Annotated in this window: 13 protein-coding genes; 5 read left to right on the plus strand and 8 right to left on the minus strand. The window is 63.0% G+C overall.

From position 1 onward, the window contains the following. Positions 1–35: 35 nt before the first annotated feature. Positions 36–1,397, minus strand: a complete 1,362-nt coding sequence (locus tag G3N59_RS11795) for a multidrug effflux MFS transporter (RefSeq protein ID WP_241023384.1) — start codon at positions 1,395–1,397, stop codon at positions 36–38. Between the two features lie 230 nt (positions 1,398–1,627). On the opposite strand from G3N59_RS11795, the gene G3N59_RS11800 reads away from it, so the two are divergent. Then, positions 1,628–2,539, plus strand: coding sequence for a LysR family transcriptional regulator (locus tag G3N59_RS11800; RefSeq protein WP_205982788.1), 912 nt, complete (start codon positions 1,628–1,630; stop codon positions 2,537–2,539). Between the two features lie 127 nt (positions 2,540–2,666). Here G3N59_RS11800 and G3N59_RS11805 read toward each other — a convergent pair whose 3' ends face one another. The 5 genes from G3N59_RS11805 to G3N59_RS11825 form a co-directional block, all read right to left on the minus strand. Continuing rightward, positions 2,667–3,407, minus strand: coding sequence for an SDR family oxidoreductase (locus G3N59_RS11805; protein WP_205982789.1), 741 nt, complete (start codon positions 3,405–3,407; stop codon positions 2,667–2,669). Beyond that, positions 3,407–4,561 (minus strand): alkene reductase, encoded by a 1,155-nt coding sequence (locus tag G3N59_RS11810; RefSeq protein WP_205982790.1) that lies wholly within the window; start codon positions 4,559–4,561, stop codon positions 3,407–3,409. Before G3N59_RS11810 ends, G3N59_RS11805 begins: the two co-directional genes overlap by 1 nt. A 107-nt stretch (positions 4,562–4,668) precedes the next feature. Then, positions 4,669–5,361 carry a type 1 glutamine amidotransferase domain-containing protein gene (locus G3N59_RS11815; protein WP_205982791.1) on the minus strand — a complete coding sequence of 231 codons (693 nt, stop codon included), beginning with the start codon at positions 5,359–5,361 and terminating at the stop codon, positions 4,669–4,671. Between the two features lie 114 nt (positions 5,362–5,475). Further along, the gene (locus G3N59_RS11820) at positions 5,476–6,081 is read right to left on the minus strand and encodes a TetR/AcrR family transcriptional regulator (RefSeq protein ID WP_205982792.1); all 606 of its coding nucleotides are present in this window, start codon (positions 6,079–6,081) and stop codon (positions 5,476–5,478) included. 58 nt (positions 6,082–6,139) lie between these two features. Continuing rightward, a complete protein-coding gene (locus tag G3N59_RS11825; RefSeq protein WP_205982793.1) occupies positions 6,140–7,030 on the minus strand; it encodes a LysR family transcriptional regulator in 891 nt (296 codons plus the stop codon). 115 nt (positions 7,031–7,145) lie between these two features. On the opposite strand from G3N59_RS11825, the gene G3N59_RS11830 reads away from it, so the two are divergent. After that, positions 7,146–8,513: an amidohydrolase gene (locus G3N59_RS11830; protein WP_205982794.1), complete on the plus strand. Its 1,368-nt coding sequence runs from the start codon at positions 7,146–7,148 to the stop codon at positions 8,511–8,513. Positions 8,514–8,561: 48 nt separating this feature from the next. On the opposite strand, the gene G3N59_RS11835 is transcribed toward G3N59_RS11830, so the two are convergent. Next, positions 8,562–8,741, minus strand: a complete 180-nt coding sequence (locus tag G3N59_RS11835) for a hypothetical protein (protein ID WP_205982795.1) — start codon at positions 8,739–8,741, stop codon at positions 8,562–8,564. Positions 8,742–8,770: 29 nt separating this feature from the next. Beyond that, positions 8,771–11,416: an alpha-L-rhamnosidase C-terminal domain-containing protein gene (locus tag G3N59_RS37300; RefSeq protein WP_205982796.1), complete on the minus strand. Its 2,646-nt coding sequence runs from the start codon at positions 11,414–11,416 to the stop codon at positions 8,771–8,773. Between the two features lie 204 nt (positions 11,417–11,620). Between G3N59_RS37300 and G3N59_RS11845 the strand changes: the two genes are divergently transcribed. Genes G3N59_RS11845 through G3N59_RS11855 form a run of 3 tightly spaced genes read left to right on the plus strand, consistent with a single transcriptional unit; the run spans position 11,621 to position 15,034 of the window. After that, a complete protein-coding gene (locus tag G3N59_RS11845; protein WP_205982797.1) occupies positions 11,621–12,787 on the plus strand; it encodes an MFS transporter in 1,167 nt (388 codons plus the stop codon). A gap of 50 nt (positions 12,788–12,837) precedes the next feature. Further along, positions 12,838–14,094, plus strand: a complete 1,257-nt coding sequence (locus G3N59_RS11850) for an amidohydrolase family protein (RefSeq protein WP_205982798.1) — start codon at positions 12,838–12,840, stop codon at positions 14,092–14,094. Between the two features lie 25 nt (positions 14,095–14,119). After that, positions 14,120–15,034 carry an alpha/beta hydrolase gene (locus tag G3N59_RS11855; RefSeq protein WP_205982799.1) on the plus strand — a complete coding sequence of 305 codons (915 nt, stop codon included), beginning with the start codon at positions 14,120–14,122 and terminating at the stop codon, positions 15,032–15,034. Positions 15,035–15,042: the final 8 nt, after the last annotated feature.

Consider the following 15,042-nt stretch of genomic DNA (forward strand, 5'->3'; position numbering starts at 1 on the left):
AGTTGAGGCTGCTGCACTTATGCCTTATTGAATAATTAGGCACCCTTATTTTTCTTGAGTATGAACAATGCACATGCCGCGCATCCGATACAGAGTGCGGCTATGACCGACACCATCGGCACTGGCGTGCCGTCTGCAAAAAACCCCACCAGACCCGAACCCACAATTCCTGTGCCGTATTGAGTTGCACCAATAAACGCGGACAGTGACCCTGCCCGTTCGGGAGCGACATGCAACGCGCCCGCAATAGCGTTTGCGACAACAAACCCAGTCGACGAAACGATAACGAATAGCGGAATCACAAGTCCCCAGAGACCGCCAAAGTCGCTCAAACCGTCGATAAAAAGCACGCACGCGGCAAGCGCTGCTCCGATGCAGCCATACGTCAAAATAGCGTCGCTGCGATAACGCCGAACGATGCGTGCATTGATCATATTGGTCGCCATGATTCCGGCGATACCGACTCCGAACAAGATGCCGTACCAGTGCGGCGGCACGTGATAGTAGGTGATATAAGCGAACGGTGTCCCGGCGATATAGGCATAGATGGCACCGTAGAACAGCGCGCCAACGCCCGCATACCCCATGATCCGTCCGTTCGCCAGAAGCTCGCCATAACGCAAGAATGCTTTGATCAACGAATCCTGATTACGTCGCTCGACTGGATGCGTTTCGGGCAGCCAGATGAGAGAAAGCAGCGTCAAGATGCCCACCACAACGAGCGTCCAGAAAATCGCTCGCCAGGACGACCAGATCAGGATTTGACCGCCTACGCTCGGGCCAATCAGCGGCGCGACGGCCATGATGGTGATGAGCGTCGACATCATGCTGGCTGCGCGGTGCCCCGCATACAGGTCGCGCACCATGGCACGCGCGAGCACGACATTGGCGCAAGCGCCAATTGCCTGCACGATACGCCACGCAATCAATGCGACGGCGCTGTGCGACATCGAACATCCGATCGAGCCGATGATAAAAAGCACAAGCCCCAGTGTGATGGGAAGACGACGGCCCCAGCGGTCGCTAATCACGCCCCACACCAATTGACCAAGGCTAAACCCGACGAGAAACCCCGAAACAGTCAGTTCGATTTCGCCGTCGCTTGCATGCAGATTGCGAGCCATTTCCGGCATCGCAGGCAGATAGAGATCCGTAGAAATAGAGGCGAATGCCATCAACGCACTGAGGATCAGCAATATCCTTAGTGGATGCGATGTCGATTCGTCGAAAGCCGGCGCGTATTGCGTCTGGGTACTGGATACAGCAGTATTTTTCATCTTTGTTTCCGGCGCGCCATTCATTACCGACGCGTCCCATTCATCATTCAGCAGGCGGAAAAAGACGCGCTTCGATTTCTTGCAGCGCGGCGGCGAGTTCGTCTTTTTCTGCGGTGGCATCAGGCACGTTGCGATCCCATAGCGCGTCAAATCGTGTTGAGAGAACGCGATATCGCTCGCCGAGCAAAGCTCGCTCTGTTTCGTTCATAACGAAAATGGATTTCGGTCACTCGGTCACCAGCGGAATGCCACGCGCCCGCCAGGGCACGCGTCGAGCAGACATTGTAGGATTGGCAATAGGCCTCAACAATAGACGCCCAGCTTCATGACTTTATGAGAGGAATTCATCAATGCTCCGCGCCGGTTTTTCTGAACTGAATGCCTTCGTTGCCGTCGCGGCCAGCGGCAGTTTCAGTGCTGCCGCGCGCACGCTGGAAGTGTCGCCATCGGCATTGAGTCACGCGATGAAGGGTCTGGAGGCGCGCCTGGGCGTTCGCCTGCTGAATCGCACGACCCGCGCCGTATCACTCACCGAAGCCGGAGAGCGTCTGCTCGCCCGCGTGCGTACGGCATTGAGCGACCTGGAGGAAGCGCTTGAAGAAACTGCTTCGTCACGCGCGCGCCCATCGGGTTCGATTCGTATCAATGCGCCCGAATCCGGCGCCAAACTGCTGTTGCTCAACGTGCTGCCGGACTTTCTGGAAAAGTATCCCGACATTCACGTCGAATTCGTTATCGACAGTCGTTTGGTGGATGTCGTGTCGGAAGGTTTCGACGCGGGCATTCGCGTTCATGAAGACGTGCCGCGCGACATGATTGCGGTTCGCTTTGGCCCCGACATTCGCCTTGCCGCCGTGGCCTCGCCCGAATATATCGGCAAGTTCGGCAAGCCCGAAAAGCCTGCGGATTTATTGAAACACCGCTGCATCCGTTTTCGATTCGAAAGCGGAAAAATCTATCGTTGGGATTTGCGAAAAGGCAGCCGCGAAACATCGATCGATGTGCAAGGCCCGATGACGCTCGGCAACATCAATATGATGGTGGAGGCTGCGCTGGCCGGCATTGGCGTCGCGTGGGTGCCGGAGCACAGCATTACCGAACATCTGGCCAGCGGCAGGCTTCTGGACCTTTTGCCCAAGTGGAGTCCGTCTTTCGCGGGCTTATGCCTTTACTACCCTGCCAACCGCCATCCACCCACCGCTTTGCGCCTGTTTAGCGAGGCCATTCGTGAATGGGCATCGACTCAGGAATTGTCCAGATGATGCCGCGCTTTCGAACAGAAGTCCGGACAGTGCAGCAAAGGCGCTGGTTTCCGGATCAACAATCCCACACAGGCTTTACACCTGTGTGAGCGCAATTCATTAACCAGCGCTGCCGATTGCTGAGAGACTAGAACTCCTGCCGCGTCGGGCGAATCACAATCTCATTGATATCGACGTCCGCCGGTTGCTCGATCGCGAAAGCAATTGCGCGCGCAACAGACTCGGCCGGCACCGCCTGCTTGTAAAAGTCGAGTACGGTCTGCTGCGCCGTCCCCGTGGTAATGAGTTTAAGTTCGCTATCCACGGCGCCCGGTTCGATCGATGTCACGCGAATATTCTCGCCCACTTCCTGCCGCAGCCCTTCGGAAATGGCCCGCACAGCGAACTTGGTGCCCGAATAAACCGTGCCGCCCGGCGCGAATACCTTGATGCCCGCCACAGAGCTGAGATTGATGAAATGGCCGCTTTGCTGCTGCATGAATCGCGGCAACGCCGCCGCAATGCCATACAGCACGCCCTTGATATTCACGTCGATCATGGCGTCCCATTCGTCCGTGTTCACTTCCGCCATCGGACGAATCGGCATGAGCCCCGCATTGTTGATCAGCACGTCGAGACGACCGAAATCGTTGACGACACCCGCAACCACGCTCTCGACCTGCGTCTTGTCGGTGACATCGAGCGCGTACGCCTTTGCACGCCCGCCCGCCGCTTCGATTTCGGCAACCAGCGCGTCGAGCCGATCCGTGCGCCGCGCGGCGACCGCCACGTGCGCGCCCAACGCCGCGAGATGACGCGCAGTCACCGCGCCAATGCCACTGCTCGCGCCGGTAATCAGCACAACCTTGTTTTCAACGTTCTTGCTCATCACAGAACCTCTTCGCTAACGATATGTTGGGATTCGCTATAGACCGGGTAATCGGTAAAGCCTTTTTCCGTGCCGCCATACAGCGTTGCGGCGTCGACTTCATTCAATGGCCAGCCATTGGCGATACGCGCGGGTAAATCGGGGTTCGCAATAAAAGGACGGCCGAATGCAATGAGATCCGCCAGCCCGCGTTCCAGCAGTCGCGCGCCGCGCTCAGCCGTATAGCGCCCGGCATAGAGAATGCGGCCCCGGAAAGTCTCGCGCACGGCGCGGCGGAAATCGTCGGGCAGATCCGGCGCATTGTCCCAATCGGCTTCCGCGATCGAGAGATAAGCCACGCCGATTTCGTCGAGAATCTTGATGGCTTCGATATAAGTCCGATGCGGATCGTCCTCGACCATGCCGATATACACGCGATCTTCATCGGTACTGGCGAACAGCGGCGCAAAGCGCACACCCAGGCGGCCAGGACCCACGACCTTCGCCACCGCTTCAACCACTTCACGCAGGAAACGCAGACGGTTTTGCAGCGAACCGCCGTATTCGTCCTCACGCTGATTCGAATGCGCCGAAATAAACTGATTGACGAGATAACCGTTGGCCGCGTGAATTTCCACGCCGTCGAAACCGGCTTCGAGCGCATTGCGCGCGGCCTGAGCATAGAGTTCGACAAGTTCGCCGATTTCCGCCTGGGTCAGCGCACGCGGCATCGAAGGCGCGACCAGCGTGCCCGTGTCGGGCCCGGTGGCGATAAACGCCTTCGCTTTTTCAGCCTGAATTGCCGATGGTGCAACCGGCGCCGCGCCATTCGGCTGCAGCGCGTGATGCGATACGCGGCCCACGTGCCAGAGTTGCGCGAACATGATGCCGCCCGCTTCGTGCACGGCAGTAGTGACCTTGCGCCAACCGGCGATCTGGTCTGCGCTGTAGATGCCGGGCGTCCACGCATAGCCCTGACCGCGCGGTTCGATCTGCGTGCCCTCGCTCACGATCAGACCGGCGCTCGCACGCTGGCGATAGTACGCGGCCATCAGATCGGTGGCGACGTCGCCTTCGCGCGCGCTGCGCTGACGCGTGAGCGGCGGCAGCACAATACGGTTCTTGAGCCGATACGGCCCGAGCGCCACGGATTTGAAAAATTCGGAGTGCTGCATAATTTTTCCTTGAAACGGACTGCGAGAGGCGGCGGGCCCGTCAGCCCGCGCTGCGTGAAAGTTAGTGGTCGATCAGATCGACGGAGCCCTGTGCCGGGCCCTCGTTTTTAGCGCTGGACGTTGAGCGCCGGGTGCGCGAGCAACTCGATCGCGGCCGGACCGGACGACGCCGGATTCTGGCCGGTGATCAGCACGCCGTCGGTGACGACATAGGGCGCCCAGTCGTCGAGCTTCGAATACACACCGCCCTTCGCCTTCAATTCGTCCTCGACGAGGAACGGCACGACGTCGGTCAGGCCCACGGCTTCTTCTTCGGTATTAGTGAAGCCCGTTACCTTGCGGCCTTCCACGAGAGGACGCCCATCCGGCGCCTTGGTGTGGCGCAGCACGCCCGGCGCGTGGCAGACCAGCGCCGTGGGCTTGCCGGCGGCGAAGAAAGACTGGATCAGCGCGATCGAAACCGGATCTTCGGCCAGATCCCACAGCGGGCCGTGGCCGCCCGGATAGAAGACCGCGTCGAAGTCTTCGTGCGACACGCTATCGAGCCGCACGGTGGCCGCGAGTTGCGCCTTCGCTACAGCGTCGGCCTGGAAGCGATGCGTCAGCTCGGTCTGGAAGGCCGGCTCGTCGCTCTTCGGGTCGAGCGGCGGCTGGCCGCCCAGCGGCGAAGCGAGGACGATCTGCGCGCCCGCGTCCTGAAACGCGTAGTACGGCGCGGCCAGTTCTTCGAGCCAGAAACCCGTCTTGCGGCCCGTATTGCCCAGTTGATCGTGCGAGGTCAGAACCATCAGGACTTTCATGTTGTTGCTCCGTCAAGCGAGGCCATTTGCCCCAAATAGTAGACCGGTCGTCTAGTAACCGGGCCTTAAAAAAGGCACTTCGGAAGAAGTGCCCGGAAAACCTTATTGCGCCGATCAGGCCGGCAGATGAAGCGTGCGACGCGTGGTTTCGAGTGCGACCTCGAAAGGCTGCAGATTGCGCACGATCTTGACCATCACGCTGGACCCGAGCCAAAGCTGATAAAGGCTTTGCGCCACCACTCGCGGTTCGGCATCGACCGTGAGCGAACCTTCCGCAGCGCCTGCCTCGATGGCCCGCGCCAACCGCTCGACTACGCCGGCGGTGCCGCGATTGAGCGTTGCCCGCATGGGCTCCGACATATCGGCCACTTCAGCGCCCAGTTTCACGGCGAGGCATTTGCCCTGGCAGTCGAAGAACGACTGCGTTTCGCGCCAAACCTGCCAGTACTGCATCAACCGCCCAGCCATGCTCATGCCGGGCAGGCTCAGTGTCTTATCGAGTTCGGCGAGATAATCCTCGAAATAGCTTTCGAGCAAAGCCACGCCGAACGCGTCCTTCGACGCGAAGTAATAGTAGAACGACCCCTTCGGCACGCCGGCAGCCGCGAGAATCTCGCTCAAGCCCACCGCAGCGAAGCCTTTCGCGCCGATGATGCTCTGCCCGATCGCGATGATCTTCTCGCGAACGTCAGCGGTTTCAGAGGTGTTGGTCGTTTCCATGGGTCGAACTATGACACGTAGTCGACCGGTCGTCTAGTAATTTTTTTTGCGGTTATCATCAGACAAAAGACGGCGTACGCATGAGTTCGGATTTCAACCAGAGCGCGATCGCGCCCGGTCCGGATTCCGCCTTCCAGAGCAAATCGAGGCCAACGGTCCATTCGGTGAACGGATAGGCCTCAAGCTGCAACTCCACCAATTCGCCGCCAGCGAGTTCCTTCGCCACCGACCATCGCGGCACGCTCGCCCAACCGGCAGCGCTCTTCAGCAGATCGATCAGGATCGTGTGACTTTGCACCGTCCATGTCCTGGGCGACTTCAAATATTCCGCAGTCAGAAGATGCCGATTCTGCCCCATCAATTGCAGATGCAGATGATCCGACAACTGGGCAAAACGCACGCTTTCATACCGCGCCAGCGGATGGTCGCGATGCACGACATTCACAAACGCGACCTGCCCTAACCGGCAAAATCCAATGCCCGCAGGATATTGCGCGCGTGTGCAACCCAACCCGAGCGAGACGCTTTCCTTCATCACCATATCCAGAAGATCGCAATCGGAAGGCTGACGAATGTCGACCTGAACAGCGGGAAATCTGCCCGGCAGGCTCGCGAGGATCGGGGCCAGCGCGGCTCCAGGAAACGCATCGTCGACGCCTATCGCAATCTGCGTTTCCAGATCGCCCGTGAGTGCGCTCGCGCGCTCCTTGAGCCCAACGCAACGCGAGAGGATGGCCTCGGCCTCGGACAACAGCGCCTCGCCTTCCGGTGTGAGGACCGGATAACGCCCGCGACGATCGAACAGCGTCACGCCCAGATCGATCTCGAGTTCTCCGATCGCCGTGCTCACCGCAGATTGCGCCTTGCCCAGGCGCCGCGCCGTCGCGGAAAACGACGGTTCACGCGTCGCAATAACGAACACCTCCAGTTGATCGAGGGAGAGTTGCATCGGATCTATCTCCGTTTCTGATAGATCCCATTTTTACATATCGATTCCACCCGCCGAAAATGCGCGCAATGGCCAGTCAATCACTCAGCAGTGCTTTCCAACGACAGGTTTCTCCATGCCCGCCCTGATCCTTCACGCCGACCATCTTCTGACGATGGACGCCGACAACACCATCCTGTCCAACGCCGCCGTATTGATCGATGGCGATGGAAAAATCGCAGCCACAGGCACTGCGGCCGATCTGATTGCGAATCACCCCGGCATTCCCGTCAAGCGGCTCAAGGATCGGCTGCTGATGCCCGGCCTGATCAATACGCACGCGCATTCGGGCCTGTTGCGCGGAACGGCGGAAGGCTTGCCCGTGTGGGAGTGGTTGCAGCGCTATATCGATCCGATGCATCGGGTCGTCTCGCCGCGCGAAGCGCACATTGCCTCGCAGTTGTGCTACGCCGAAGCGCTGTTATCCGGCACGACCACCATCGTCGATATGTGGCGCTACATGCATGGCAGCGCGCAAGCCGCGAACGATCTGGGCATTCGCGCCGTGCTGGTGCCCTATGTGGCGGAACATCCCGATCACGATTATTTCGAAACGCTCGACAACAATGAAGCGCTGATCCAGCAATGGCACGGCGGCGCGAATGGGCGCATCAACGTCTGGGTCGGCCTCGAACATATGTTTTACGCCACGCCGAAAGCCTGGCAACGCGCGATCGACATCAGCCAACGTTACGGTGTGGGCTTTCATACGCACAGCAACGAAAGCCGTTTCGACGTGGAAGAAACACAAAAACGCTATGGCGTCAGGCCGATTCAGGCGCTGGAGCGTTTCGGCCTGCTCGACGCGCCGCGCGTGCTGCTCGCCCACTGCGTATGGCTTTCGGACGATGAAATCGACATCCTCGCGAGGCGCGGGATTGGCGTGGCGCATAACCCGGTCAGCAATATGAAACTCGCCAGCGGCGCGGCGCCCATCGAAGCACTACGGGCGGCCGGCGTGGCGGTCGGACTCGGCACGGATGGCGAGAAGGAGAACAACAACCTCGACATGTTCGAGGAAATGAAGACGGCTTCGCTGCTGGCCAAACTCTCGACACTCGATGCGTCCGCGCTCGGCGCGTGGCCGGTGTGCCGCATGGCGACCATCGACGCGGCGCGCGCGCTGGGGCTCGATGCACAGACCGGCTCGATCGAAGTGGGCAAGCAGGCCGACCTGATCGCCGTGCGCACCGACACGCCCCGCATGACACCTCTGCTCGGCGGCGCGGACGGCAATCTGCACCACAACCTCGTGCATGCCGTGCAAGGCGGCGACGTGGCGATGACGATGGTGGCCGGACGCATCGTGGTGGACGAAGGTCAACTGTGCACCGGCGATCTGCAGTCCCTGATCGCCGAGGCCAACGCGGCCGTGCCCGATCTGTTCCGGCGCCGGGAAAACTGGCTGCGCGCGCACGGCACGATCGACGCCCTGCATGCCTGATGTCGGATGTCGCGTGCCTGATACGCCGGCACGCGCACCACGCCAACGCTACCTGCGTTTGCGCACCGGTTCCGGCTCGGCGAGCGCGACGGAACCCGCCGCCGCCAGGCTTTCCATCGCGGCGATCACCTGCTGCATGACCATCTGCGCGGCGCGCGAAAGCTGACGCCGCCGCGCCACGCACAGCGCAAGCGCCAGCGGCCGCACCCGGCGCCCGCGCAACGGCACAAAAGCCAGCGCGCCGGTTCTCCTTCGTCTTACTCGCCCACTACGATCGAATAACTCCCCGGCCCGATGCCGTTGAGATACTGCCAGGCCGTGCCATCGCTCGCGACCGCGCCCGGATCGAGGCTCGACGACGACGCAGCAGCCGTCACCGCCCCATTGACCTTGACCGTCCCGCCAGCCGGCAGCGCGATGGTTCCGGTCGTCCCGGACGGCACGGTCACGTCGATACGGAACGCGCCGCCTCGCGGCCGCCCCCATTTCACCGACACCGCGCCATAAGGCGTCGGCACCGTGCCCACGGCCCACTGCAGATCGCCGGTTTGCGGCTTGATCAGCCATTGTTTGAAACCCGCCGCAGCCGGCCGCACACCGAGCACGTAGCGCGAGAGCGCCGCCGTCGGCCCCGAAGCCCAGCCGTGCGCGAGGCTCGTCTGCGCGCTCACCGGCGCGCCATCGGTGCCAAGCGCTTCCCACACCGTACCCGTGTAGTGATCGCCATCCGCGATCATGTTGCCCCAGAGCGTGCCGATCAGACCCAGCGCGCCGCGCGTGTCGCCGCTCGCAAAACGCGCGCGCACTTCGATATCGCTCGCAAACGGACTCACGACCGCCGTACGCCCGCTGTCCGAAGAAAACGCGAGCCGCCCATACTGATTCGCGAGCCGTTGTGCGAGCGTCGAAAGCAGGCTCGCGGCGCTGTCCTGCGACGCCACGCCCGTCACCACCGCGAGCGCATTGGCGTCCTGCGCCACCGCGTTCATGCTCGTCGCACTCATGCCGTAATAGCCGCTGGCCGCGTTATACAGATGCGTGTTGATCGCCTGCTTCAGCGCAGCAGCGCGCTGCGAATAGGTCGCGGAGGTGCTTGCATCGCCCACTGCGCTCGCCAGCTCGGCGGCATCGCTCAATACCTGGTAGTACAACATATTCGTCGATGTCACTTCGCCCACTACCGGGCTCGCGAAATTCGGCAACCAGTCCTGCGCATTGCCCGCATTGACGGCAATCAGGCCATTCGAATCGACCAGCGTTTGCAGATAAGCCAACTCGCCCTGCACGGCCGCCCATTGCGACGACAGCAACGCAGAATCGCCTGAAAACAGGTAGTAATCGTGCAGCACCGTGACGAAGTACATCGAATACTGCGTCGAATAAAAACTCGCCGAACCATAAGGATCGGCCGCCGTCGAGATCAACGGGTCTTGCGGGCTGTGCGTGGTGGACACTTCGCCGCTCGCGAGACGATAGCTGCCGAGCAGCTTGAGCGATCCGGCAACCGCATCGTTTTGCGCGGTCGTATAGAACAAGGTGGGCGCCTGCGCCGCCATGTCGCCGGACCAGACCGTACGGTCGCGCTTCGCACCGTCGATCAGTAAAGGCAAGGTATTGGTGTTCGCGGAAAAATCGTCGAGGGCCGCCGATGTCATCAGCGTATTCGTGTAGAGCGATGCGCCGTTCGCGGTGATCGCGAGATTGCGATACGTGGCCTGGCTGGCCGGCAGATTGAAGAAGCCCGCCGTGCCGTAATTGGTCAGCAACACCGAAGTCGCGCCCGACGCATCCAGCGTACCCAGCGCCGTGCCGTCCAGCGTAATGCTCACGGTATTGCCGCTAAGCGACGTGCTCACGCTATGCCACGTGCCCGTCGCGATGCCCGCCGAAACCGGCAGCGAACCCAGTTTGACCGCGCCGCCCGCAAAGGTGCTGAACGCATCGAGTTCGAGCGTATCGGGCGTGCCTTGCGTGTCGCTCGCCGAATGCAGGATGAAGCGCAGGCTCGTGAGGTTGTTCGCGTTGCGCATCGTCCAGCCGGCGCTATTGCTGTTCACGCGCACGTCGAAAGCCATCGCGTAATCGGACGGCCAGGTGCCGCTCTTCTGCACGATGCCCGTACCGCTCGTGCCGATCGTCATGCCTTCCGCCGTTGGCTGCCATGCGAGCGGCAGCGCCGTCGCCGCCAGCCGGTTCATCTCCACCGTGTACGCGCCGGCCGTCCAGATGCGGTTGAGCGCATCGGAGCTGGAAACGAAACTGCCGCGCGTGGCCGTGGTGGGCGCCGAATAAAGCGACTGGATGCCGACGCTGTTGAGCGTCACTTCGCCAGGCGTGGCGAGCGAAAGCGTTTCGTAGCGTTCGCCGCCCTGCACGGCGCTGGCCTTGAGCGTCCCCGTGCCGCTCACGGGATACAGGCTCGTGCGCTGCGGATCGACGGAGACGGTCAGGCCCGCGCTCACATCGCCCGTCGTGGCGGTCGTGCGGCTTTCGCTGAAGGTGGCCGAGAGCGTCGGCTGACCGCTTTGCGCCGCGATGCCGAAGGTCGGCAGGCCGCCCACTTCCTGACCGTAATCGAGCACGACCGTGGGCGCGGTGCCGCCCGCCACGTACTTCAGCGTGAGCGCGCCGCCGCTCAGCAGCGAATCCGCGCCCGTAACCGAGCCCGACACGCTCACCACCTTCACCGGCCGCAGGTTGCCCGCTTCGGGCAGATAGCTGGCCGCGTTCACGGTAGCGGGCCAGGGCGTGGCGCTACTCGCGCCCGCGAGCCCGCCGCCGCACGCTGCGACCGCACAGGCAGCCGCGCAGGCAGCGGCGATGGCAGCAAGCAGCGGCGTGGTACGTGGTGATGTGCGAGTAGCGCGCGTGGCGGCGCGCCTGCATGAGGAATGCGGGGGCATGTCTGTCTCCATTGCCTGTTATGTCTTTGTATGAAGGCGCAGTGTCTTGCGCCGCGCCATGGAGCTTGCCCTACTTCACGCGATCCATCCCTCGTAAATCGCGATACGTCACATCGCGAAACGCGTCAGCTCGCCTCGCGACGAGTCCTTACACTTTCGCCACGCGCCCCACTTTGCGCGAAATCAATACAAATGGAGACAGACATGCCCCCACGCCGAGGATCGAATGGCGCGCTCGTAGTTGCCCACGTCGCGGGGATGATCGATCTGGTGGCCCTGCCGGTCTGGGTCAACACGCTCATCGAACGTTTTCACTTCGACGCCCAGCGCGCAGGCGCGCTGGCCACGGCCTATCTGGCCTGCGCGGTGCTCTGCTCCGTGTGCATCGCGCCGCTGTTTGCACGCCTGCCGGGACGCCTGGCATCCGCATTCGGCTTTGGCCTGGCCGCTTGCGGCTTCGGCTTTGCGGCGAGCGCCACCACCTTCGGCGCGATGATCGCCGCTCATGCGATTGCGGGCGCGGGCGTTGGCTGCGGGCTGTCGGTGGCGCACGGCGCCATCGGCAAGACGGCCAATCCGCATCGTCTCTTTGCGATGGGCCATCTCGCGCTGGCCGTGTTCGGCGTGGCCTATTTCGCGGCCGTGCCGCAACTGGTGATCACGCATGGCGGCGCGGCGCTGTTCCTCGTGTTCGTCGCGCTTTCGCTGGTGGCCTTTCTCGCGCTGATCGTCGCGTGGCCGACCGGCCTCGCCCATGTCGATGCCACCCCGCGCCTCGCGGCCACACGCGGCGCGCGGCTGGAACGCGGCTGCTGGAGCGCGATCGCCGGCATCGTCTTCATGGCGATCAATCAGGCGATGGTGTTCAGCTTTGCGCAACGCATCGGCCTCGCACGCGGCTTCGGTGAAGCGCATGTGAACGCGATGCTGGTGGCGGTCGGTCTCGTGAACATGCTGCCGCCCGTACTGGCCGCACTGCTGCAGCGCCGCTTCGACGCCCGCAACGTGGCGTTGGCCGGTCCCATCGCCCAGGCCGTGCTCGCGCTCGTCATCGGCAATGCCACGACTTTCATGCCCTATGCGCTGGCCGCCAGCCTCTGGGTCTTCGCGATGATCTTCACGCACACCTTCCTGTTCGGCCTGCTCGCGAAGCTCGACAGCTCCGGCCGTGCCGTCGCCTACACGCCGGCGATGCTGATGGCAGGCTCGGCCGTTGGCCCGGTGCTCGGCGGCGCGCTGATCGTGCGCTACGGCTTTGGCGCGCTCGGCATCGCGGCGGTGCTGATCGCCATCGTCAGCTTTACGTGCTTCGGCCGTCTGCGTGCGCTCGCCGCGTCGCAAACGGGTCTGCAGCTTCCTTCCGCACATTGAACTTCACGCTACGGCGATTTCGCTTCGGCAACCTATTTGAGGCACTAAAAATGGCAGGCATCGTTTTCAACAACGTTCGCGTATTCGACGGCAGCGGCTCGGCGCCCTTCCCCTCGCAGGTGCGCGTCGAAGGCAACCGCATCGCGGCGCTCGCCGCGCCCGGCGCAGCCTCGCTCGTGCAGCCCGGCGACGAAGTCTACGAAGGCGCAGGCGCGACGCTCATGCCCGGTCTGGTCGAAGCGCACGCGCATCTGTCCTGGCCCAGCTCGGTCGAAAAGTTCGTGCCCGGCATGGCGCTGCCGCCCGAGGAACTCGTGCTGACGACCGCCCGCAACGCGCGCATTCTGCTCGACCACGGCTTCACCAGCGCCTACTCGGCAGGCTCGTTGAGCAAGCGTGTCGAAGTCGCGCTGCGCGAACAGATCGAAAGCGGCGGCATGCCCGGCCCGCGTCTGGTCGCATCGTCGATCGAGCGCACGCCGCCCGTGGCCGCCGACGAACAGGCGCTGAACCCCGGTGAAGTCGATCCGCACGGCGTCGGCCCCGATGCGATTCGCGCCTTCGTGCGCTCGTGCGCCGACATGGGCGCGCGCTCGGTCAAGTTCCTGCTCTCGGGCGAAGACGCGCTGCAACCGGGCGCCTCGCAGCAACTGCTCTATTCCGAGGAAGAAGCGCGCGCGGCAGGCGAACAGGCCGCCGAATCGAACGTCTGGCTCGCCGCTCACGCGCAGGCCGCCGATGCCGTGAAAATGGCGCTGCGCAATGGGTTCCGCGTGCTCTACCACTGCACTTACGCCGACGCCGAAGCGCTCGACATGCTTGAAGCGGCGCGCGAGCGCATCTTCGTCGCGCCCGCCATCGGCATCATTCAGGCCACGCTCGACGCCGTGCCGCCGCCGCATTTCGACATGAAGCACATGAAGGAAAGCGCCGCCGAAGTGCGCGAACTGCAGCAACGCCTGATTCCCGAACTGGTGCGCCGCGGCGTGCGGGTGCTGCCCGGCGGCGACTACGGTTTCCCGTTCAACCCGAACGGCCGCAACGCGCGCGATCTGCAACTGTTCGTCGAACTGTTCGGCTATACGCCCGCGCAGGCGCTGCATGCGGCCACCGCACTGGGCGGCGAATTGATGGGCCTGGCCGGCGAACTCGGCCGTATCGAGCCGGGTTATCTCGCCGATCTGCTGCTCGTCGATGGCGATCCGAGCGTCGATGTGGCGATCCTCCAGGATAAGCAGCGCCTCACCGCGATCATGAAGGACGGCCGCTTCCACAAGACGCCGCACGCGCTGCGCGCCGCCCGGTAAACCCCGCCAACACCGACACACGACGATGAGCCAGAACGATCTCCCCACCGCGCAGCAACTCGCCGAACTGATCCGCACGACCGGCGCGGTGATCGACCCGCCGCTGGTCAAAGGCTGGTACGCGCCGTTTCGCGAAACCCAGTCGCGCGAAGGCGCGGAACTGCGCGCCGATATCGCTTACGGCGACGACGAACGGCAAAAGCTCGACGTCTATCTGCCTACCGCCGAAGCCACCGGCGACAACGCGAAGGGCCGCCCGCTGCTGCTCTTCGTGCACGGCGGCGGCTTCGTGCGCGGCGACCGCCGCGAGCGCGCCAACGTGGGCCTGCGCTTCGCGCGCGCGGGCTTCGTGACCGTGCTGCCGAGCTATCGCCTCGGGCCTAAAGACCACTGGCCCGCGGGCGCGCAGGACATCGCCGCTGCATGGGCCTGGGCTTACGCCAATGCCGCATCGCTGGGCGCGGACCCGGAGCGCATCTACGTCGCCGGCGAATCGGCGGGCGCGGCGCACGTGGCCGCCGCCACGCTGATCCAGCGCCTGCGCCCGGCCAACGTGCCCGCGCCGCGCGCCGCCGTGCTGATCTCCGGCGTCTATAACGTGCATCTGGAAAAGCTCGCGCGCCGCCAGTTCGGCGTGCCGAGCCCCGACCCGCGCAACGAAGCCTATTTCGGCAGCGATTTCGCGAGTTATCCGTCGATGTCCACGGTCGAACTGGTCGACAGCGCGCCGTTCCCGCTGCTGATCACCTGGGCCGAACTCGATCCGCCGCAGATGCAGATCCAGGCCGGCGAACTGTTCGCGCGCCTGACCACGCAGCATGGTTTCGATCCCGATATCGCCGTGATTGCGAATCACAACCATCTTTCCCAGCTCGAAGCGATCAACACCGTCGACGACACACTGGCGCTCAAACTACTTGATTTCATGCAGCGCCGCTAAAAAAACCC

It is taken from the genome of Paraburkholderia sp. Ac-20340 (assembly GCF_017104965.1).
In the GTDB taxonomy this organism is placed as follows: domain Bacteria; phylum Pseudomonadota; class Gammaproteobacteria; order Burkholderiales; family Burkholderiaceae; genus Paraburkholderia.

Bases quoted from the DNA above. Each gene is read 5' to 3' on its own strand.
- G3N59_RS37300 (WP_205982796.1), bottom strand. From the start codon at position 11,416: ATGCCCCCGCATTCCTCATGCAGGCGCGCCGCCACGCGCGCTACTCGC.
- G3N59_RS11805 (WP_205982789.1), bottom strand. From the start codon at position 3,407: ATGAGCAAGAACGTTGAAAACAAGGTTGTGCTGATTACCGGCGCGAGC.
- G3N59_RS11820 (WP_205982792.1), bottom strand. From the start codon at position 6,081: ATGGAAACGACCAACACCTCTGAAACCGCTGACGTTCGCGAGAAGATC.
- G3N59_RS11850 (WP_205982798.1), top strand. From the start codon at position 12,838: ATGGCAGGCATCGTTTTCAACAACGTTCGCGTATTCGACGGCAGCGGC.
- G3N59_RS11795 (WP_241023384.1), bottom strand. From the start codon at position 1,397: ATGCCACCGCAGAAAAAGACGAACTCGCCGCCGCGCTGCAAGAAATCG.
- G3N59_RS11825 (WP_205982793.1), bottom strand. From the start codon at position 7,030: ATGCAACTCTCCCTCGATCAACTGGAGGTGTTCGTTATTGCGACGCGT.
- G3N59_RS11800 (WP_205982788.1), top strand. From the start codon at position 1,628: ATGCTCCGCGCCGGTTTTTCTGAACTGAATGCCTTCGTTGCCGTCGCG.
- G3N59_RS11830 (WP_205982794.1), top strand. From the start codon at position 7,146: ATGCCCGCCCTGATCCTTCACGCCGACCATCTTCTGACGATGGACGCC.
- G3N59_RS11810 (WP_205982790.1), bottom strand. From the start codon at position 4,561: ATGCAGCACTCCGAATTTTTCAAATCCGTGGCGCTCGGGCCGTATCGG.
- G3N59_RS11845 (WP_205982797.1), top strand. From the start codon at position 11,621: ATGCCCCCACGCCGAGGATCGAATGGCGCGCTCGTAGTTGCCCACGTC.
- G3N59_RS11855 (WP_205982799.1), top strand. From the start codon at position 14,120: ATGAGCCAGAACGATCTCCCCACCGCGCAGCAACTCGCCGAACTGATC.
- G3N59_RS11815 (WP_205982791.1), bottom strand. From the start codon at position 5,361: ATGAAAGTCCTGATGGTTCTGACCTCGCACGATCAACTGGGCAATACG.